This is a genomic window from Azospirillum thiophilum, from assembly GCF_001305595.1.
GTDB lineage: Bacteria > Pseudomonadota > Alphaproteobacteria > Azospirillales > Azospirillaceae > Azospirillum > Azospirillum thiophilum.
Genome location: NZ_CP012402.1, coordinates 377,110 through 396,684, shown reverse-complemented (window position 1 = coordinate 396,684; position 19,575 = coordinate 377,110). Strand labels below are relative to the sequence as shown.

General features: G+C 66.2%; 16 protein-coding genes. 6 read left to right on the top strand and 10 right to left on the bottom strand.

The features are described from left to right. The first annotated feature begins 65 nt into the window (after positions 1 to 65). Positions 66 to 1,622: a hypothetical protein gene (locus AL072_RS34340; RefSeq protein ID WP_158511068.1), complete on the top strand. Its 1,557-nt coding sequence runs from the start codon at positions 66 to 68 to the stop codon at positions 1,620 to 1,622. A gap of 8 nt (positions 1,623 to 1,630) precedes the next feature. On the opposite strand, the gene polA is transcribed toward AL072_RS34340, so the two are convergent. The 3 genes from polA to AL072_RS15605 form a co-directional block, all read right to left on the bottom strand. Beyond that, positions 1,631 to 4,564: a DNA polymerase I gene (polA, locus tag AL072_RS15615; protein ID WP_045583266.1), complete on the bottom strand. Its 2,934-nt coding sequence runs from the start codon at positions 4,562 to 4,564 to the stop codon at positions 1,631 to 1,633. Between the two features lie 72 nt (positions 4,565 to 4,636). Next, the gene (locus tag AL072_RS15610; RefSeq protein ID WP_045583267.1) at positions 4,637 to 5,389 is read right to left on the bottom strand and encodes a response regulator transcription factor; all 753 of its coding nucleotides are present in this window, start codon (positions 5,387 to 5,389) and stop codon (positions 4,637 to 4,639) included. 119 nt (positions 5,390 to 5,508) lie between these two features. Beyond that, positions 5,509 to 6,339: a substrate-binding periplasmic protein gene (locus AL072_RS15605; protein ID WP_045583268.1), complete on the bottom strand. Its 831-nt coding sequence runs from the start codon at positions 6,337 to 6,339 to the stop codon at positions 5,509 to 5,511. Positions 6,340 to 6,776: 437 nt separating this feature from the next. On the opposite strand from AL072_RS15605, the gene AL072_RS15600 reads away from it, so the two are divergent. The 5 genes from AL072_RS15600 to AL072_RS15580 all read left to right on the top strand — a co-directional run bounded on the left by AL072_RS15600 (position 6,777) and on the right by AL072_RS15580 (position 11,180). Further along, positions 6,777 to 8,489, top strand: coding sequence for a SpoIIE family protein phosphatase (locus tag AL072_RS15600; protein ID WP_245636879.1), 1,713 nt, complete (start codon positions 6,777 to 6,779; stop codon positions 8,487 to 8,489). 19 nt (positions 8,490 to 8,508) lie between these two features. Then, the gene (locus AL072_RS15595) at positions 8,509 to 9,054 is read left to right on the top strand and encodes a SiaB family protein kinase (protein ID WP_045586245.1); all 546 of its coding nucleotides are present in this window, start codon (positions 8,509 to 8,511) and stop codon (positions 9,052 to 9,054) included. A gap of 20 nt (positions 9,055 to 9,074) precedes the next feature. Beyond that, positions 9,075 to 9,449, top strand: a complete 375-nt coding sequence (siaC, locus tag AL072_RS15590; RefSeq protein ID WP_045586244.1) for a biofilm regulation phosphoprotein SiaC — start codon at positions 9,075 to 9,077, stop codon at positions 9,447 to 9,449. A 22-nt stretch (positions 9,450 to 9,471) separates the two neighbouring features. After that, positions 9,472 to 10,365 carry a sensor histidine kinase gene (locus tag AL072_RS15585; RefSeq protein WP_045586243.1) on the top strand — a complete coding sequence of 298 codons (894 nt, stop codon included), beginning with the start codon at positions 9,472 to 9,474 and terminating at the stop codon, positions 10,363 to 10,365. A gap of 122 nt (positions 10,366 to 10,487) precedes the next feature. Beyond that, complete coding sequence (locus AL072_RS15580; RefSeq protein ID WP_082109442.1) at positions 10,488 to 11,180, top strand: diguanylate cyclase; 693 nt, start codon at positions 10,488 to 10,490, stop codon at positions 11,178 to 11,180. A gap of 75 nt (positions 11,181 to 11,255) precedes the next feature. On the opposite strand, the gene AL072_RS15575 is transcribed toward AL072_RS15580, so the two are convergent. The 7 genes from AL072_RS15575 to AL072_RS15545 form a co-directional block, all read right to left on the bottom strand. Beyond that, positions 11,256 to 11,864 carry an Hsp20/alpha crystallin family protein gene (locus tag AL072_RS15575; protein ID WP_158511067.1) on the bottom strand — a complete coding sequence of 203 codons (609 nt, stop codon included), beginning with the start codon at positions 11,862 to 11,864 and terminating at the stop codon, positions 11,256 to 11,258. 100 nt (positions 11,865 to 11,964) lie between these two features. Beyond that, positions 11,965 to 12,807, bottom strand: a complete 843-nt coding sequence (locus tag AL072_RS15570) for a trypsin-like peptidase domain-containing protein (RefSeq protein ID WP_052710495.1) — start codon at positions 12,805 to 12,807, stop codon at positions 11,965 to 11,967. A gap of 122 nt (positions 12,808 to 12,929) precedes the next feature. Then, on the bottom strand, positions 12,930 to 14,849 hold the full coding sequence (locus AL072_RS15565; protein WP_045586242.1) for an AI-2E family transporter: 1,920 nt from the start codon (positions 14,847 to 14,849) through the stop codon (positions 12,930 to 12,932). Positions 14,850 to 14,979: 130 nt separating this feature from the next. Continuing rightward, complete coding sequence (locus AL072_RS15560) at positions 14,980 to 16,011, bottom strand: agmatine deiminase family protein (RefSeq protein ID WP_045586241.1); 1,032 nt, start codon at positions 16,009 to 16,011, stop codon at positions 14,980 to 14,982. Between the two features lie 578 nt (positions 16,012 to 16,589). Then, positions 16,590 to 17,423 carry an ABC transporter permease subunit gene (locus AL072_RS15555; RefSeq protein ID WP_045586240.1) on the bottom strand — a complete coding sequence of 278 codons (834 nt, stop codon included), beginning with the start codon at positions 17,421 to 17,423 and terminating at the stop codon, positions 16,590 to 16,592. Continuing rightward, on the bottom strand, positions 17,420 to 18,364 hold the full coding sequence (locus AL072_RS15550; protein ID WP_045586239.1) for an ABC transporter permease subunit: 945 nt from the start codon (positions 18,362 to 18,364) through the stop codon (positions 17,420 to 17,422). The genes AL072_RS15555 and AL072_RS15550 overlap by 4 nt, the downstream gene beginning before the upstream one ends. Then, on the bottom strand, positions 18,361 to 19,512 hold the full coding sequence (locus AL072_RS15545) for an ABC transporter ATP-binding protein (protein WP_045586238.1): 1,152 nt from the start codon (positions 19,510 to 19,512) through the stop codon (positions 18,361 to 18,363). Before AL072_RS15545 ends, AL072_RS15550 begins: the two co-directional genes overlap by 4 nt. Between the last annotated feature and the right edge of the window lie 63 nt (positions 19,513 to 19,575).

Genomic DNA, 19,575 nt, shown 5'->3' with positions numbered 1-19,575 from the left:
TAATAAAATTTACTCCGAGCCGAAACCTGATAGTAGCGGCAAACCAGAAGGGAAAATCCGCGATAATGAAGAGTCTATATGAGGCATTTGGAACGCAACCTCACAAAGTTGATAAGAAATGGCAGAAAGCTTCTGTTAGCACACTTTTGGAAATAACAATCAATAATCAAGAATATGTTGTTTTAAGAACAGCTGGATATACGTCAGTATATTCAGAAGATAGAGGCCTATTAATAGAGTCAAGCAGCTCAGACAAATTATCTCGATTTTGGTCCGAGATTCTTGACTTTGGGATGCTGATCGGAGATGAGGCTGGAAATCCTGTATCTCCTTCTTGTGCTCATATTTTTGCGCCATTTTATATGGATCAGGATAAAAGTTGGTCTTCTGCTTGGAATTCCTTTAAAGAACTTACCAGAAACCAATCAAAAAGATCCTTAGCTGAATACCATATTGGACTCAAGTCAAGGGAGTATTACATTGCATGGGCTCAAATGGAATCAAAAAAAACTGAAAGAAAGAAAATACTTCGTTTGCGAGATGGTGCCCATCAAGCACTATCTGCGCTCGGTGCGTCAATGCCTGACGTTAAAGTATCACTAGACCTATCAAATTTTGAATCTCAGGTCACTTCTCTTATAAAGGAATTCAATACACTCATGGCATTAGAGGAGTTGTACAAAGCAAAAATAGCTGGACTAAAAGAAGAAAAGAGAATTTGGCAAGAACAAAGAGATATTGCCACAGCTGCACTGTGCGACATGGACGATAGCATTCGTTTCCTTATAAAGCAGCCAAAAGAAATATTTTGCCCAACCTGCGGAAATGCATTCTCAAATTCATCAACCGCCCAATTTGGGCTTGTAAAAGATCAAGATAGTTTTATTCATGCCGCCAACAGAGCCAAATCCCTCATTAAGACTGTCGATCTCAAGATCGCAAGAAACCAAAACAATCTTACTAAGATTTCTGAAAAACTCGTCTCAATTAGGAAAATTCTTTCCTTCCGGAAAAGCGGCGTTCAGTTAATTGACGTAATAAGAGCAAAAGGAAAATTTGAAGCTGATAGTTCTATTCGGGCGAGAATAGCCTCGCTTGACTCGCAGATATCTGGTGTCACGCAAGAGATTTCAGAACTCAAGAGACTGATGGAGCATCAGGTTTCTCAAGACCGAGTTGAAGACATTACATCCTTTTTCTCAAATATTCTTAAAGAATTTTGCAAATACCTCGATGTTAGCACTCCAGAAAATATGCTTTCTGACATAATGCCGCCAGATTTAGGAAGAGGGAGCACTACCCCACGCTCTCTATTCGCGTATTACTTTGCAGTAATCGCGACCGGCAGAAGATATAGTGTTTCTCCTCGTTGCCCTATTGTTGTTGATGCCCCAAATCAGCAAGGGCAGGATGAAAAGCACATTGAAAGAATCATGCATTTCATGTTTGAGCAACAGCCCAAAGATGCGCAGGTCATCGTAGCTTCCGAAGGAAGCTACGATCTAAAGCTAAGAGACGATGAAGTTTTTCATGTCGGATCGGAGGGTGGATTGGTTCTAGACACAAATCAGTATGAAAGAGCGATGGAAGTATTCAGGCCCTACTTAGGTGCATTGATATAGAATATTCCTCAGTGCGCTTCCTCCCAGTTGTCCCCAATCCCCGCCTCCGCCACCAGCGGCACGCCCAGCTGTGCCGCGCCCTCCATCACCCCGCGGACGATCCGCGCGGTGTCCTCGGCCTCGGCTTCCGGCACCTCGAACAGCAGTTCGTCATGCACCTGCAGCAGCATCCGCGCGCTGCTGCCGGCGGCGGCCAGCGCGGCGGGCATGCGGTTCATCGCCCGCTTCATGATGTCGGCCGCGGTGCCCTGGATCGGGGCGTTGATCGCCTGGCGCTCGGCGAAGGCGCGGCGGGCGGCGTTCTTGTCCTGGATGCCGGGCATGTAGCAGCGGCGGCCGAACAGAGTCACCACATGGCCGTGCTGGCGGGCGAACGTCTTGATCGACTCCATCCACACCTTCAGCTCGTGGAAGCGCTCCAGATAGGCCTTGATGAAGGCGTTGGCCTCCCCCGGCGCGATGCCGAGCTGGCGGCTCAGGCCGAAGCCGGAAATGCCGTAGATGATACCGAAATTGATCGCCTTGGCCTTGCGGCGGATGTCCGGCGTCATCTGCTCCAGCGGAATCCCGAACACCTGGGCCGCGGTGGCGGCGTGAATGTCCAGCCCGTCGCGGAAGGCGTCCTTCAATGCCTGGATGTTCGCCATCTCCGCCACCAGACGCAGCTCGATCTGCGAATAATCGACGCTCAGCAGCTTGTGGCCGGGGGACGCGATGAAGGCGCGGCGGATCTTCTTGCCCTCCTCCGTCCGCACCGGGATGTTCTGCAGGTTGGGATCGGTCGAGGACAGCCGCCCGGTGTTGGTCGCCGCCAGCGCGAAGGCGGTGTGGACCCGCCCCGTCACCGGCGAGATCTTCTCCTGCAGCGCGTCGGTGTAGGTGCTCTTCAGCTTGGCGAGCTGGCGCCAGTCGAGAACGCGCTGGGCGATGGTGTGGCCCTGCTCCGCCAACTCCTCCAGCACGCTGCTGTCGGTGGAATAGGCGCCGGTCTTGCCCTTCTTGCCGGTGCCGAGCTTCAGGCCGTCGAACAGGATCTCGCCCAGCTGCTTGGGCGAGCCGATGTTGAAGCTCTGGCCGGCCAGCGCGTGGACGTCCTTCTCGATCTCGGCGAGGCGGACCGACAGATCCTGCGACAGCCCGGCCAGCGCCTGCCGGTCGATGTGCACGCCGGCCCGCTCCATGTCGGCGACCACCGGGATCAGCGGGCGGTCGAGCGTCTCATAGACGGTGACCAGACGCTCGTCGACCAGACGCGGCTTCAGCAGGGTCCACAGCCGCAGCGTGACGTCGGCATCCTCGGCGGCATAGGCCAGCGCCTTGTCCAGCGGCACCCGGTCGAAGGTGATCTGGGCCTTGCCGGTGCCGCAGACCTCCTTGAAGGGGATCGGCGTGTAGGCGAGATGCAGCTCGGCCAGCTCGTCCATGCCGTGGCCGTGGGCGCCGCCCTCCAGCACGTAGGAGATCAGCATGCTGTCGTCGACCGGCGCCACCCGGATGCCGTTGCGGGCGAACAGCTGATGGTCGAACTTGAAATTGTGGCCGATCTTCAGGACCGACGGATCCTCCAGCACGTCCTTGAGGATCGCCATCGCCTCGGATGTCGGGATCTGCACCGGCGGCGGCGGGGCGTCGAAATCGAGCTGGCCGGCGACGGTGCCCGGCGCGACATGGGCGAGCGGGATGTAGCAGGCCAGACCGGGCGCGGTCGACAGCGACACGCCGACCAGCGTCGCGGTCGCCGGGGTCAGGCTGTCGGTCTCGGTATCCACCGCCAGCACCCCGGTCTCGCGGGCGCGGTCGACCCAGGCGCGCAGGGCGTCTGCATCCTGCACCAGCTCGTAGCGCACCTCCGGCACGGTCAGAACCGTCCGGCGGGCGGGGCGCTCCTCCGGCCCGGCGGCGGCGGACGGCGGGACGGCCGCATCGGCGGCGGCGGGCGTCGCGGCGGCGGCAGAGGAGGCAGAGGGGGCAGCAGCCGGGAAGGTGGCGCCGTCGGCGAGGCGGCCGTCCTTCTGCATCTCCATCTCGACGCGGGTCACGATGCTGCGGAAGCCCTGCGCCCGCAGGAAATCGATCAGCTTCTGATGGTCCGGCTCGCGGACGCGCAGCTCGTCCAGCGGCTTGGGCGGCGGGGCGTTGTCGTCGAGCAGGACCAGACGGCGCGATACCCGCGCCTGGTCGGCGAAGTCGATCAGCTTCTGGCGGCGGGCCGGCTGCTTGATCTTGCCGGCATTGGCCAGCAGCGACTCCAGGTCGCCATATTCGGTGATCAGCTGGGCCGCGGTCTTCACGCCGATGCCGGGGACGCCCGGCACATTGTCGACGCTGTCGCCGGCCAGCGCCTGGACGTCGACCACCTTGTCCGGGGCGACGCCGAACTTCTCGAACACCTCGTCGGGGCCGATGGTCTTGTTCTTCATCGGGTCGAACATGCCGACGCCGGGACGAACCAGCTGCATCAGGTCCTTGTCGGACGAGACGATGGTGACTTCGCGGCCGGCCTCCTGTGCCAGACGGGCATAGGTGGCGATCAGGTCGTCGGCCTCATAGCCCTCCAGCTCCAGGCAGGGCAGGCAGAAGGCCTCGGTCGCCTCGCGGATCAGCGCGAACTGCGGCTTCAGCTCCTCCGGCGGCTCGGGGCGGTGGGCCTTGTAGTCGGGATAGAATTCGTTGCGGAAATTCAGCCGCTTGCTGTCGAAGACGACGGCGACCGCCTCCGCCTTGATGTCGGCCAGCAGTTTCAGCAGCATGTTGGAGAAGCCGAGCACCGCATTGACCGGCGTGCCGTCCGGCCGGGTCAGCATCGGCAGCGCGTGGAAGGCGCGGAAGATGAAGCCGGAGCCGTCGACCAGATACAGGCCGCTGCCGTCGCCGGTCGGGGCGGCGGCCCCAACGGCGGTGGTTTCGGTGGCGGCGGTGGTTCCGGCGTCGCTGGCGGTCATGGTCGTCTCTCGTCCCTTCCTTGCGGGCGCTACCATCGCCGAAGGCGGGCCGGGAGTCGAGAGTCGAGACCGCTATCCGCCGGTGCCCTCCTCCGCCGCGCTGCCGACCACCGGGCCGACGAAGGCATAGCCGACGCCGTGCACCGCCTGCACCGGCAGGGGGCAGCCGCTGCGCTCCTCCACCTTGATGCGCAGGCGGCGGACCAGCGAATCGATGGAGCGGCTGTAGGGATCCCAGTCGCGCCCGGTCAGCGCGATGGAGATGTCCTGCCGGCTCACCGGCTCGCCGGGGACGGTGACCAGCAGGGACAGGAACTTGTACTCGGTCGCGGTCAGCGGCACCGGGGCACCGGTCGGAGGCTGGATACGCCATTCGACATCGTCGAACACCCACGCCTTGCGCGCCTCGCCGGGGACCGGGGCGGGCGGCGGCTCCGGCTGGGCCGGCGCGACGGTGCCGCCCTTCTGCATCCGGCGCATCAGCGCCTTGATCTGCGCCTCGACCTCACGGAAATCGACCGGCTTGACCAGATAGACGTCGGCGCCCAGCTCCAGCCCGATCACGCGGTCGATCAGGCCGGACCGCGCGGTCAGCATGACGATCGCCGCATGCGAGGTGGCGCGGATGCGCCGGGCGACCGAGAAGCCGTCCTCGTCGGGCAAATTCACGTCGAGCACGATCACGTCGGCCGGGCCGGCGTCCAGCAGCCGGTCCAGCTCCGCCCCGCGCGACGCGCCCTGCACCTCGAACCCGCAGCGATCCAGATATTCGACGAGATCGTCGCGCAGGTCGGTTTCGTCTTCGACCACAATGATCCGGGCCACGACGCCTCACGCCCCCATCCACATTCGTATGAGGTTATATTAACCGTCTGAACGGCTTACGCAAAGCCAATCCGCCCGATCCGATCCAACCGGGCCTGCGCGATCTCCGTTCCCGTCCCTCACCTGGGCGACAGGTAGCGGTCGCCGACGGTTTCCGCGTAACGCGCCACCGCGGCGCGGTCGATGGCGTCGACCCGGCCCTGCGCCTTGAGGCCGGCGAAGCAGCGGTCGAAGCCGTCGCGCAGCGACTCGTCGCGGAAGACCATGGCATAGGGCGTCGGCGGGAAGATCGCGGTGAACGCCACCGGCTGGGACGGGTCGAACGGCAGGCCGCCGGCCAACCTGGCCTTTTCCTGCAGTTGGCGGTTGTATTCGGCAAAGATCAGGCCGTCGGCCAGCACGGCGTCCACCCGGCCGGCGAACAGCAGGTTGGAATGCACCATCTGGTCGGCGCGCTCGCGGAAATCCTCGAAGCTGGGGATCGCCGCGCGCAGGCCCGGCAACACATCGGGCGCCCCGGCGAAGGCGATCACGCGCTTGCCGGCGAGGTCGGCCAGCGAGCGCACCGCCAGCCCGCTGGACTTCAACACCGATGCACCGTTCCGGTAGAGGATGTAGGGGACGCTGCGCGCACCCGGCATCGCCATGCCGGCAGGAATGGTGGCGACGGCATCGACCGCGGCGCCGTTGCGGAATTCGTTCCAATGGCGGCCGAAGGGCACCACCTTGAAGCGCACCTGATGTCCGCAGGCGGCCAGCGTCTCGCCGATGATCGAGGCCTCGCGCCCGGTCCCGTCGGCGGACATCATCGGCGGCACTTCCGGCGCCAGCACCGTCACCGGACGGGCCGACGCCGGAGCCGGGGCAAGAACCTGGGCGAGGACGAATGCGGCGGTCAGGACGGCCGCGGGGACACCCGTGGCAGCGAATGCCCGAACACCGAAAGCCATGCCCCTTCCTCCCCCGCCGGCAAGCGAACGGGCCGGAGCCTAGCACGCGAAACGCCGCGGCAGTCCACCGAAAAGCTCCACGGAAAAGCTCATGTTCGGCAACGGCTCCCGGATTTCGGCATGGCGATCGTCACAATTCGTCGCAATTCGCCGATCTTCGTCGCCGGCAGTGGCCAGTCGTTTCGATTCGGCCGGACACCGGGCAATGAAGAGCGCGGTTGCCACATGTTCTTTCACGACTGGTTAGGGCGAACGTGTTAAGGATAGTCCCATCCGCCACACGCATCATGCCCGGAGGCCGGTTCGATGACTGTCGGCGTGCCGCATCCAGGGGTGGATTTACTGATGAGCGCGGGTTGGCGGCAGACCGGACCGGGACTGCCATGAAGACTGTTTCGGACGGACAGGCCCCGCCCGGACGGATCAGGAGGATGTGGATGAGCGTCACGGGATGGGACGACACCGAGTCCTATACGCTTCGCGGCTCCGGCCCCCAGGGCGCGGAAGAGAGCACGGTCCCCACGGGCGGTTCGTCGCTGCTGACCCGCGTCATCCTGATGATCGTCGGTTGCACCCTGCTGGTCGGGATGATCGCGATGGGCGTGTCGTCGGTGCTGGTCGGCCGCCAGCAGCGCGAGGCGCTGACCCACCGCGCCGCGTTGGTCGGCACGCTCCAGGCGTCGGCCATGGGACAGGCGGTCTGGGAATACGACACCCGCGGGGTCGAAGCGATGATCCGCGGCCTGATGGCCGAGGATCCGGCGGTGCGCAGCGTCAAGGTGTGGGCGGCCTCCGGCGGACGCGGCGGGCATGGCGAACCGCTGGTGACGGTGGAGCGCCCGGCCGGGCGGGCGGAGCTGGCGACGATCGAACGGCAGATCGGCATTTCCGGCAGCACCGGCGAACGGACGATGGTCGGCCTGCTGCGGCTGACCTATTCGCTGGAGGAGGCGGAGAGCGCGACCCTGACCGCACTGGCGCCGATGGCCGGCCTGGTCTTATTCTCTCTGCTGTCGGTCATCGGCATGATCAGCATCCTGCTGAACCGGCTGGTGCTGGCGCCGCTGGCGCGGCTGACGCGGTCGGCCGGGGAGATCGCCGCCGGCGACTACCGCGTCCGCCTGCGCAACCGCCGGGCCGACGAGATCGGCCAGTTGACCGTCGCCTTCAATCACATGGCCAAGACCGTCCACGGCTACACCGAGCGGCTGGAACAGCGCGTCGCCGAGCGGACGGAAGAGCTGCGCCACTCCAATGAACAGCTCGCCGTCGTCAACCGGCAGGTGATGGACAGCATCCAGTATGCCAGCCTGCTGCAATCGGCGATCCTGCCGGACGAGCGGGCGATGGCGCGCCGGCTGGACGGGCTGTGCGTGCTGTGGCGTCCGCGCGACGTGGTGGGCGGCGATTTCCACATCTTCCGCGAGTTCGACGACGGGCGGTTCCTGATCGGCGTCGCCGACTGCTCCGGCCACGGGGTGCCGGGCGCCTTCATGACCATGACGGTCTCCGCCATCCTCGACCATGTGCTGTCGGAAACGCCGGACAGCGATCCGGCCGCCATCCTGGGCCGGCTGAACCGCATGGTGCGCGCCGCGCTCGCCCGCGGACGCGACAACCCGCGCTTCGACAACGGCCTGGACATCGGGCTGTGCCTGGTGCGGCCCGATCGCGGCGATCTGCTGTTCGCCGGCGGCCGGATCGGCCTGCACATCGTCGAGACCGCCGCCGGAAGCGGTTCGGTCGGCGAGGTGAAGGGCGACGCGCAGAGCCTGGGCTACCGCCGGTCGGACATCGGCCACCGCTTCACCACGCACCGGGTGGATCTTGCGCCCGGCCGCAGCTTCTACCTGACCACCGACGGATTCCTCGACCAGGCCGGCGGCGCGCGCGGCTTCGGCTTCGGCAACCGCCGCTTCAACGCCATGCTGCTGGCGCACGCCGCCGTCCCGATGGCCGACCGCAAGGCGGCCTTCGCCGCCGCGCTGGCGGAGCACCAGGGCGACCGCCCGCAACGCGATGACATCACGCTGGTCGGCTTCACCGTTGCCCCGGCACGCTCCCCGGCGCATTCTGCGACGGTTTCCGCCGCAGAATGCGCCACGGATTCAGGCGGTGCCGAATCCCCGTTCCGCCCCATCCACCCGTAAGGCAGGTCATCAAGTCACGATGAAAGGCAACGAACTCTTCAACCTGCAGGAGCTGCTGTCGCGGCAGAAGCTGCTGATCTGTTTCAGCGGCCCCTTCAGCCACAGCGTGATCGAGGAACTGGGCAAGGCGGTCCGCAATCATCTGGAAAATGAGCGGATCGAGAAGTCGGCGATCATGGACGTCTTCTCCGTCTATGTCGAACAGGCGCAGAATGTCCGCAACTACACGGCGTCGCGCGACATGCTGGGCCGGCCGATCCCAGCCAACAGCGGCATCGTCGTGATCGGCAAGGACGGGGACCATTACGCCGTCAGCTCCGGCAACCTGGTGGAGGCGGACGACGTGCCGGGCCTGTCGGCGATGCTGGAGAGGCTGCGCGGCCTCGACAAGGCCGGGCTGAAGGCCGCCTACAAGGAACAGTCGCGCAAGCCGCGCGAGGCGGGCGCCAGCGGCGCCGGGCTGGGATTGATCGACATGGCGCGCAAGGCGACCCGGCCGCTGGACTACTCCCTGCGCGCGGTGGACGAGCGCTATTTCTTCTTCAGCCTTGAAGTCCAGCTATAAGAAATCACGGAACACTCATAATGGACAGTTTTCGGATCGAGGCAACCTCCTGCTCACCCCTGATCGATTTCGATCCGGCGGTCGGGCTTCTGCGCATCGAGGGGGAATCCTACCCGGAGAACTCCTTCGACTTCTATGCGCCGGTGTTCGTCTGGCTGGAGGATTACCTGAAGGAACCGGCGCCGGCGGTGGTGCTGGACATCGGGCTCAGTTACCTCAACACCAGCAGCATCAAATGCATGATCGACGTGCTGGAGATGCTGGACGGCGCCCACCAGCAGGGGCGGACGGTGTCGGTCCGCTGGCACTATGACAGCGACAACGACCGTGCGCTCGACATGGCGGAGGAGTTCGCGGAAGACGTGTCCCTGCCCTTCGAAATCCTGGCGCATTGACATGGCGCCCTGAGCACCCGAGATGACGATGCGCTCGCAGGAACAGGAGCTTTCTCAGTGGCTTCAACGGCTGGCCGATGACCCGGCCAATGCCGGCAACCCCCTGCTGGCCGAATTCGAGAAGCTGGCGGAGCGGCATGGCAAGCTGCTGCGCCAGTTCCGCAAGATCGCCAAGATCAGCGACCGCCTGCAGACCGAAACCAAGGACATGGCCCGCCAGCAGCGCCAGTTCGTGCTGATGGTCAGCCACGAGTTCCGCACGCCGCTGGCGATCATCGACAGCGCCTCGCAGATGCTGGAGCTGGAACCGAAGCTGCCGGTCTCGGTCATGTCACGGCTCGGCAAGATCCGCAACGCCGTCCAGCGGATGGCGCATCTGATAGAACGCTGCCTGACCGACGACCGGCTGGGCACCGCGGCGGCGCGGCCATCGTCCTTCGACCTCACCGCGCTGCTGACCGCGATGGCGGCGGAGGTCGGCGCATCGTCCCCCGGCCACCGCTTCATGCTGCTGGGCTTCGACCGGCCGGTGCCGATCCCCGGCGACCGCGACCTTTTGTCCGTCGTCTTTTCCAACCTGCTCGAAAACGCGGTGAAATACTCCCCCAAGGGAGGGGCGGTCCGCCTCGAGCTGTCCGTCGGCGACGGGCAGGTCACGATCCAGGTGGCCGACGAGGGAATCGGCGTCAATGCGGCCGACGCGGCGCGGCTGTTCGACAAGTATTTCCGCGCATCCAACGCCGCCGGGACGACCGGGGCCGGGCTGGGGCTGCACCTCGCCCGTTCCATCGTCGACACCCACGGCGGCGGAATCGCGGTGACGAGCGAACCCGGCCGGGGGTCGGCCTTCACCGTCCGCCTGCCCACGGTTCGCCGTGTGGCGGCCGTCCCCCCGGCGAAGGGGCCGTCACCGTGACGGACCAGACGCAGACGGACCAGACGAGGACGGACGAGAACCGGGCGGAAGAGGCGACGACGGACGGGACGAAGACGGCGGGTTTGAACAGACGCTGGGCCTTGCGGCGGGGGACGGTTGGGATGATGCTTCAGGAACAGAAGCTCAAGGACTGGATCGCGCGCCTGTCGGAGAACGGGGAGTACGCCTCCCATCCCCTGATGGAGGAATTCCGCGCCCTGGCCGCCGACCATCTCAAGCTGATGCGACAATTGACCAAGATCGCCAAGATCAGCGACCGCATCCAGACCGACACCCGCCAGATGACGCACGCGCTGCACGCCGCGTCGCAGACCGATCCGCTGACCGAGCTGCCCAACCGCCGCCACATGATCGAACGGCTGGACGCGGAACTGTGCCGCATCGGGCGCAGCGGCGGCGGCTTCGCCCTGATCATGCTCGACATCGACCATTTCAAGCAGGTCAACGACGCCTTCGGCCACATCGCCGGCGACCATGTGCTGGTGGAGATCGCCGGCCTGCTGCGCCGGAACCTGCGCGGCCATGATCTGTGCGCCCGCTGGGGCGGCGAGGAGTTCCTGGTCCTGCTGCCCGACGCCGACCGGACCCAGGCGGAAACGGTGGCGGAGAAGCTGCGCGGCATCGTCGCCCGCCAGCCGATCGTCCATCGCGGGCACGGCATCGCCATCACGCTCAGCCTCGGCGTCGCGGCCCATCGCCCGGGCGGGACGACGGATGCCTGCATCCAGGCGGCCGACGACGCGCTGTATGTCGCCAAGCGCGCCGGCCGCAACCGGTGGGCGACGGCGGCCTGAGGATCCGGCTCCCCGTCCCGGCGCCCACTCCCACGGGCGCCGGCTTCGGCGAGCCGGCGCCCATGCTCCCCCTCCTCAACCCTGCGTGATCGCGATCTTGCGGCTCGACGGCACGCCGGGCGCGGTCTTCGGCAGGGTCACGGTCAGGACGCCGTGCTTCAGGCTGGCGGCGATCGCCTCCGGATCGACAGTCGCCGGCAGCTGGAAGGACCGCACGCACATGCCGTAACGGCGTTCGGAGACGTAGCGGTTCTTGTCCTTCTCCTCCTTTTCCTCCTTCTTCTCGGCGCGGATGGTCAGGATGTCGTCCTGCAGGGCGACCTCGACGTCCTTCTCCTCCATGCCCGGCATCTCCAGGGTCACGCGGTACTCCGCCTCGGTCTCGTCGACCTGGGTGGCGGGAAGGATGGCGTCCATGCGGTCTTCGCTGCGCAGCAGCGGTTCCAGATCGAAGGCGGGACGGCGGCTCCAGAGCGCCCAGGGCTGCCGGAACATCGACGACGCCTCGTCGAACAGGCGGTCGAATTCGCCGCGCAAGGCCAGGAAGGGATGGCGGTTGCGCTCGGCCAATGCCTTGGCCGCGTCCTGCGTGGGGGCGGGTGTGGGCAGGGCGGACGGTGCGGTGGGCGGCGCGGCGGACTGGACGTCCGGTTTCTTCTGATCGGTCATGATGGTATCGGCCATGATGTCCTCCATCGGTCCGCCCCGGCCGGACCGGCGATCCGGGCGGCCGGGGCGATGAACTCCGGTGCGCGCACTGTCGCGCGAAGACCGGCCGGCCGCGTTAATCTGGGTTAAGCGCCGGACCGGACAACGGGCCGGCGACCTCCATCACGGTACGGACCGGAATCGCGAAGCCGATGCCGACGCTGGTGCCGGCCGGCCCGACGATGACGCTGTTGATGCCGACCAGGCGCCCGGCGACATCCACCAGCGCCCCGCCGGAATTGCCGGGGTTGATCGCGGCGTCGGTCTGGATGTAGCCGGCCCGCCAGCCGGGGCCATTCTGCGCCGGCCCGTTTCCGGCCCCCGCTTCCGCCGCCGTTTCCGCCGGTGCGATCGCGCTGACGATGCCCAACGTCGCCGCCTGCGCCAGCCCGAAGGGATTCCCGACAGCCACCACATAGTCGCCCACCCGCAGCCTGTCGGAGTCGCCGACCGGCACCGCTGTCAGCCCGGCGGCCTCGACCCGCAGCACGGCGACGTCGCGGCCCGGATCGACCGCCGCCAGACGGGCGGCGAGCCGGCGGCCGTCGTTCAAGGCGATCCCGATGCGCTCGGCGTCATGGACGATATGGCCGGCGGTGACGACGATGCCGCGGGCCGCATCGACGACCACGCCGGAACCGGAGGACCGGAACTCCCGCTCCTCCGGCCGCACCCGCCGCGGCAGGCCGAGGCTGCGGCGGAGGCCGGGGTCGGCCAGGACCGCCATCTCGTCATCCGACAGCCGCCCGTCCACGGTGATGCCGACGACGCCGGGCAGCACCGTCTCCAGCATCGGCGCCAGCGAGGGCAAGGCGGCCGAGGGGAAGGCCGCCAATGGAAAGGAAGGAGCGGTGCCGGCGCAGCCACCCGGGATCAGCGACAGGGCCGCCAGGACGATGCCCACCGCCGCACCCTTCATCCCGATCGCATTCCGTCCTTGTTGCCGCATCGCCTGACTCCGCCGGGGGGTGTCCAAGTCCACTCCCCCCAATCCGCCCCTGCAAGTCTGCCCCCCGCCCGTCCCGGCAACCTTCATCCAGGTTAAGCCTCCCCGGGCGCAGGCAGCGCCGGACCGGAGGCGGTCAGGCCCAATTCCTCCAGTTGCTCCAGCGCACCGGCCATGCCGGTGGCGACGAGGTTGGCATCGGTCTCGGCGCTGGCGCGCTGCGGCACCTCGGCCTCGGGATGGGCGCTCCACAGGCAGAGCAGGATCGGCACATGCGGGCCGAAATGCAGGCGCAGGCGACGAAGCAGGCGGCGGGCATGGCCGAGCGCCGACGGGTTCAGCGACGACAGCACGATCGCATCCACGCCGCCGGTGCCCAGGCTGGCGATGGCGCGGATCGTCACCTTCTCGCACGGGATGACGTCGGCCCGCAGGCCGCGCCCGGTCAGCAGATAGGCCAGCAACCCGGCCGCCGCCTCGTCCAGATTGTTGCGGGCGCCGACGCAGAGAATGCGCGGCGCCCCCTCCGCCGGGGCGGCGGTTTCCGCCAGCTCGTCCAGCAGGCCGGCCATCCCCTCGGCCACCGCCTGCCGCCCGTCCGGGTTCAGCGTGCCGCGCTGGCGGTCCTGCTCGGCCAGCGACAGGACGGGCAGCAGCAGGCCGTCCGCCACCTCGACCGGGCTGGAGCGGCCAAGCCGTTCCTCCGCGATCTCCGTCGCCTCGACCGGATCGCGGGCGAGCAGGCGCTGGTAGATCTTCGCCTCGTCGGGCAGCACGGGGCGGTCGCCCAGCATCACCTCCAGGAAATGCAGCTGCGGCACATGGCGGCCGAGCACCACCAGACAGACCGTCAGCGGCGTCGCCAGCAGCAGGCCGACCGGCCCCCACAGCGTCGTCCACACCACCGCCGCCACGATGATGGCGAGCGAGGACAGGCCGGTCGCCGAGCCGTAGAGCCAGGGCTCGACCACGTTGTTGGAGAACAGCTCTACCGCGACGAACAGGGCGATGCACAGCAACGGCAGGGTCCAGCCGCTGTCGACCGCGAAGGACAGCAGGATGGGAAAGGCCGACGCGATCACCGGCCCGAGGAAGGGGATGAAGCGCAGGACCGTCGCCAGCATGCCCCACAGCAGCGGATTCGGCACGCCCAGCAGCCAGAGGCCGACCCCGATCGGAAAGCCGTAGGTGACGTTCACCACCACCTGCATCAGCAGGTAACGGCTGACCCGCTGGCCGGCATCGTTCATCGCCTCGGTCGTCCGGCTGAGGTCGCCCGAGCCGACCAGCCGGATCATCCGGTCGCGCAGATCCTCGCGCTGCAACAGCATGAAGATGGTGAAGACCAGCACCATGCCCGCCATGGCGATGGGCGTCATCGCCGGACCCAGCACCCGGCCCATCAGGTCGAACACGCCGCTGTCGGACTGGTCGAGGCGCACCGGAACCGGCTCGCGCCGTGGGGCCGGGGCGTTCGGGCCGGCGTTCCGCGGCGCGTTGGAAGGGGTGGCGCCGGGGGCGGCGCCAGCCGATGTCGGGGCGGATGCGGGCGGTTCGGCGCCGGCGGCGCGCTCCAGCTCCTGCTGCAGGTCGCGGAAGGCGTCGGTCGCCTGTTTCAATGCGCCGCGGTCGCCGGTCGAGGCGGTGGCGGTGCGCAGCGCCTCGATCTTGGTGTGGATGTTGCGCTGGTAGGTCGGCAGATTGTCGGCCAGATCGCCGAGCTGGCTGCCCACCACCGCGCCGAAGCCGATGACCGCCACGAACAGCAGAACCACCACCGCCAGCACCGACGGGATCCGGCCGAGCCGCCAGCGCTGCAACCGGCTGACGATGGGGGTCAGCACGAAGCTGAGCAGCACCGCCAGCGCGATCGGCATCAGGATGTCGGCCGCCAGATACAGCGTCACCACGATCAGGGTGATGATCAGCAGGATCGTCTGGATGGAGACGGGCGGCGCCGCCTTCGTCACCGCGATGGGACGTGCCTGGAGCCGGCGGGCGGTGTCCTCGGCCATGGGTGTCGGGCTTTCCGGTAAGGAGGATGCCCGACAGGAACACCGGCGGACGTCCCCCGTTCCCTACCCCTTTTCCGCTCCTCCCAAACCGGCCGGCCGAGGCGGCGGAGCGACGGAAATCGTCATGCCGTCAAGCAAGCGGCTGCTGTTGTGTAATGCAGTGGATGCCGCCGCCGCCGCGGACGATGTCCATTGCCGCGATCTGCATCACCTCGCGGTCGGGGAAGGCCTTGCGGACGACGCGGAAGGCCTCGTCGTCAGCCGGATCCTCGAAGGCCGGCATGACGATGCCGCCGTTGGCGATGTAGAGGTTGGTGTAGGACAGGGTCAGGCGCACGCCGTTGAAGTCGCGGCGGGCGGGCTGCTGGATCGGGATGACCTCCAGCGCCCGGCCCCTGGCGTCGCGGGCGCGCTTCAGCCGGTCGAGATTGTCCTGGAACGCCTTGAAATTGGCATCGCCGGGATCGTCGGTGGTGATCGCCATCACCACGCCCGGCCGCACGAACAGCGCGATCTCGTCGATGTGGCCGTCGGTCTCGTCGTCCTGATAGCCCTCGCCCAGCCAGATGACCGTTTCGATCCCGAGATGATCCTTGAGCTGCCGTTCGATCTCGTCGCGGCCCAGGCCGGGATTGCGGTTCGGGTTCAAGAGGCACTGCTCGGTGGTGATCAGCGTTCCTTCCCCGTCGACATGGAAGGAGCCGCCCTCCATCACCAGCGGCGCGGTGAAGCAGGACAACTTCAAATGGTCGAGGATCAGGCGGCCGACCTTCTGGTCCTTCTCGCTGCCGTCGTAATTGCCGCCCCAGGCGTTGAAGCCCCAATGGATGCCGGCCAGCCCGCCGGAACCGTTGGTGACGAAGCTGGGGCCGGTGTCCCTGATCCAGGAATCGCTGATCGGCAGGGGCAGGATCTGGATGCCGGCGCCGCAGGCCAGCGACGCTTCCGCCACGTCCGCCGGGTCGCACACCATCGTCACCGGTTCGAACCGGGAGATGGCCTGCGCGACCTCGGCATAGGCCTCGCACGCGGCGTCGAAACCACCCTCCGGCCAAGTCTCGGGCCGGCATGGCCACGCCATCCAGCAACCGCTGTGGCGGGCCCATTCGCCGGGCATGCGGAAACCCTGGTCCGCCGGAGTCGGGGCGTTCGGTGTCGTCATGCGTCGATCCCTCTACCCTTTTTCGTTCCCTGCCCCGTCGCGGGCGCGGCCATGGAAGCGGCCGGTGCAACGCGTGATCGTGACAGTTTCCATACCGCCCAACCCTAACCACGGGAGCGCGCGTTTGGCAATCGCGACCACCACAGCGGGCACTTGGCCTTATGGCAGAGGAACTATGGCGGCGGGATTTTTAAAAAAGGACGCGGACGGCAGGCGCGGGAGGGGCCGCGTCGATCCGCCGGAACAGGAAGCCGGCGGAAGCAGCCCGGTGTCAGGCCGGTGGCGACCCGGCTCAGCGGCCGGACGGCGGGCGCAGGGCGCGGCGGGCAGTGACCGTACGGGTGGTCGAATAAGCACTGGAAACGGGGCTGAAAAATCCAAGCCTCAACAAGGGGAACCACAGGAGCGCGCGCATGGCACGGCCTCTTTCGCTGTTGACGATGAGACCAATATAGCAAAAGAAACGGGCAATTGCCATCCGCGGCGGCACGGGTCTGCCGCGCGCGGATTGACAGGTCTGCGGACCGGACCGCACAGTGCCTAAAAGCCGGCCGATAAGCCGGCCGATAAGCGGTGGTTCAACCGTTCTGGATCGCCATCTGCTCGTCGCGTTTGCGCTGGCGCTCCTGCCTTGCAATGACGAGGCTGGCGACGAAGATGCCGGTCGCCACCACCAGCACCATCAGGGTCGCCAACGCGTTGATCTGCGGGCTGATGCCGAACTTCACGCTGGAGAAGATCACCATCGGCAGCGTCGTCGATCCGGGACCGGAGACGAAGCTGGCGACCACCACGTCGTCCAGCGACAGGGTGAAGGCCAGCAGCCAGCCGGCGACCAGCGCCGGGGCGATCAGCGGCAGGGTGATGACGAAGAAGACCTTGGCCGGACGGGCGCCCAGATCCATCGCCGCCTCCTCCAGGCTGCCGTCCATGCCGGCCAGCCTGGATTGGATGACCACTGCGACATAGGACATGGTGAAGGTGGTGTGGGCGATGGTGATGGTGGTGACGCCGCGCCCGTCGGGCCAGCCCAGCCATTGTTCCATCGCCACGAACAGCAGCAGCAGCGACAGGCCGGTGATGACCTCGGGCATGACCAGCGGCGCGGTGATCATGCCGCCGAACAGGGTGCGCCCGCGGAACCGGCCGAAGCGCGTCAGCGCCAGCCCGGCGCAGGTGCCGAGCACCACCGACAGCGTCGCCGACACCGCTGCCACCCGGAAGGACAGCAGCGCCGCGTCGAGCAGGGTGTCGTTGTGGATCAGCTCGCCGTACCATTTGGTCGAAAAGCCGCTCCACACCGTCACCAGACGCGACTCGTTGAAGCTGTAGACGATCAGCAGGGCGATCGGGACGTAGAGGAAGGCATAGCCGAACCACAGCGCCCAGGACAGGAACCCGATCCGTCTCATCGGCCGGCCTCCGCCTGTTTGCCCTGGACATGCTGGAAGATCATGATCGGCACCACCAGCACCAGCAGCAGCGCGATGGCGACCGCCGAGGCGACCGGCCAGTCGCGGTTGGCGAAGAACTCGTTCCACAGCACGCGGCCGATCATCAGCGTGTCGGGGCCGCCCAGCAGTTCCGGCGTCACGAACTCGCCGACCGCCGGGATGAAGACCAGCAGCGAGCCGGCGACGATGCCGGGCAGCGACAGCGGCAGCGTGATCGCCAGGAAGGACTTGAAGGGCCGCGAGCCGAGGTCGGCCGCCGCCTCCAGCAGGCTGGGATCCATCTTCTCCAGCGTGGAGTAGAGCGGCAGCACCATGAAGGGCAGGTAGCAGTAGGTCATGCCGATATAGACCGCCCAGTCGGAATAGAGGATCTCCACCGGGCCGCTGGTGATGCCGGTCCATTCCAGCAGGTTGCTGATGACGCCGTTGCCCTTGAGGATGCCGATCCAGGCATAGATGCGGATCAGGAAGCTGGTCCAGAAGGGCAGGATCACCAGCATCATCAGCGGCCCGCGCCGCGCCGGGTCGGCCCTGGCGATGGCGTAGGCCATGGGATAGCCGATCGCCAGGCACAGCAGCGTGGTGACCGCCGCGATCCGCAGCGAGTTCAGGTAGGCGAGGATATAGAGGTCGTCGCCGCCCAGCCGGAAGTAATTGCCGATGTTCAGCAGGATCTGCAGCTTCGATGTGCCGGCGTCCTCGTCGGTCAGCCAGTCGACCAGCGACGAATAGGGCGGCTGGGCGATGATCGATTCGGAGAAGCTGATGCCGAAGACGATCAGGAAAGGCACCAGGAAGAACAGCAGCAGCCACAGATAGGGGATGGCGACGACCACGCCGCGGCCCCACAGCCCGATCCGGCTGAGCCCGGAAACCAGGATGGAGACGACCGCGTTCATTGGGTCAGCACCACGCCGGCGAAGGGCCGCCAGCTCAAGCTGACCTCGTCCTCCCAGGTGATCGGCATCTCGGTCCGGCGGGTGACGTTGGGGGCGGTGACGCGCACCGTCTTGCCGGTCGGCAACTCCACCAGATAGATCGACACGTCGCCGAGATAGGCGATCTCGCGCACGATGCCGGTGGTGCTGTTGCGGCCGTCTCCGGCCTCCGCCGGCTCCTTGGACAGGGCGATCTTCTCCGGCCGGATGGCGACCGAGACGGGCGACCCGGCCGGGGCCGGGGTGGCATGGGAGATCAGCAGCTCGCAGCCGGCCTCCTCCGAGGCGACCAGAACCTGATCACCGTCCGTCGAGACCACGCGGCCGTCGAACATGTTGATCGAGCCGATGAATTCGGCGACGAAACGGTTGTGCGGATATTCGTAGATCTCGGTCGGCGTGCCCACCTGCGCGATGACGCCATGGTTCATCACGGCGATGCGCGAGGACATGGTCATCGCCTCCTCCTGGTCGTGGGTGACGACGATGAAGGTGACGCCGAGCTTTTCCTGGATGTTCACCAGCTCGAACTGGGTGCGTTCGCGCAGCTTCTTGTCGAGCGCGCCCAACGGCTCGTCCAGCAGCAGCAGCTTCGGCCGCTTGACCAGCGAACGGGCGAGCGCGACGCGCTGGCGCTGGCCGCCGGACAGCTGGTGCGGGCGGCGCTTGCCGAAGGCCGACAGCTGGACCATCCCCAGCATCTCCGCCACGCGGTCGCGGATCTCGGCCTTGGCAACCCCGTCCTGCTTGAGGCCGAAGGCGACGTTCTGCTCCACCGTCATGTGCGGGAACAGGGCGTAGGACTGGAACATCATGTTGACCGGCCGCTCATAGGGCGGAATGCCGGCCATGTCGACGCCGTCGATGTAGATCCTGCCCTCGGTCGGCTGTTCGAAGCCCGCCAGCATGCGCAGCAGCGTCGTCTTGCCCGAGCCCGAGCCGCCCAGCAGCGCGAAGAACTCGTTGCGGTAGATCGACAGGCTGACCTCGTCCACCGCGACGAAGTCGCCGAAGGTCTTGGTCACCTTCTCGATACGGACATAAGGGGTCTGGCCCGCGTCCTGCCATGGTTCCAGGCGGGTGGGCTTGCGAATCTGCTGACCGGCCATCCGGTATCCTCTTTCATGACGACGCCCCGGCCGTTCCCCATCGCTGGGGATCGGCCGGGGCGG

Bases quoted from the DNA above. Each gene is read 5' to 3' on its own strand.
- AL072_RS34340 (WP_158511068.1), top strand. From the start codon at position 66: ATGAAGAGTCTATATGAGGCATTTGGAACGCAACCTCACAAAGTTGAT.
- polA (WP_045583266.1), bottom strand. From the start codon at position 4,564: ATGACCGCCAGCGACGCCGGAACCACCGCCGCCACCGAAACCACCGCC.
- AL072_RS15605 (WP_045583268.1), bottom strand. From the start codon at position 6,339: ATGGCTTTCGGTGTTCGGGCATTCGCTGCCACGGGTGTCCCCGCGGCC.
- AL072_RS15600 (WP_245636879.1), top strand. From the start codon at position 6,777: ATGAGCGTCACGGGATGGGACGACACCGAGTCCTATACGCTTCGCGGC.
- AL072_RS15595 (WP_045586245.1), top strand. From the start codon at position 8,509: ATGAAAGGCAACGAACTCTTCAACCTGCAGGAGCTGCTGTCGCGGCAG.
- siaC (WP_045586244.1), top strand. From the start codon at position 9,075: ATGGACAGTTTTCGGATCGAGGCAACCTCCTGCTCACCCCTGATCGAT.
- AL072_RS15585 (WP_045586243.1), top strand. From the start codon at position 9,472: ATGACGATGCGCTCGCAGGAACAGGAGCTTTCTCAGTGGCTTCAACGG.
- AL072_RS15580 (WP_082109442.1), top strand. From the start codon at position 10,488: ATGATGCTTCAGGAACAGAAGCTCAAGGACTGGATCGCGCGCCTGTCG.
- AL072_RS15575 (WP_158511067.1), bottom strand. From the start codon at position 11,864: ATGGCCGATACCATCATGACCGATCAGAAGAAACCGGACGTCCAGTCC.
- AL072_RS15570 (WP_052710495.1), bottom strand. From the start codon at position 12,807: ATGAAGGGTGCGGCGGTGGGCATCGTCCTGGCGGCCCTGTCGCTGATC.
- AL072_RS15565 (WP_045586242.1), bottom strand. From the start codon at position 14,849: ATGGCCGAGGACACCGCCCGCCGGCTCCAGGCACGTCCCATCGCGGTG.
- AL072_RS15560 (WP_045586241.1), bottom strand. From the start codon at position 16,011: ATGACGACACCGAACGCCCCGACTCCGGCGGACCAGGGTTTCCGCATG.
- AL072_RS15555 (WP_045586240.1), bottom strand. From the start codon at position 17,423: ATGAGACGGATCGGGTTCCTGTCCTGGGCGCTGTGGTTCGGCTATGCC.
- AL072_RS15550 (WP_045586239.1), bottom strand. From the start codon at position 18,364: ATGAACGCGGTCGTCTCCATCCTGGTTTCCGGGCTCAGCCGGATCGGG.
- AL072_RS15545 (WP_045586238.1), bottom strand. From the start codon at position 19,512: ATGGCCGGTCAGCAGATTCGCAAGCCCACCCGCCTGGAACCATGGCAG.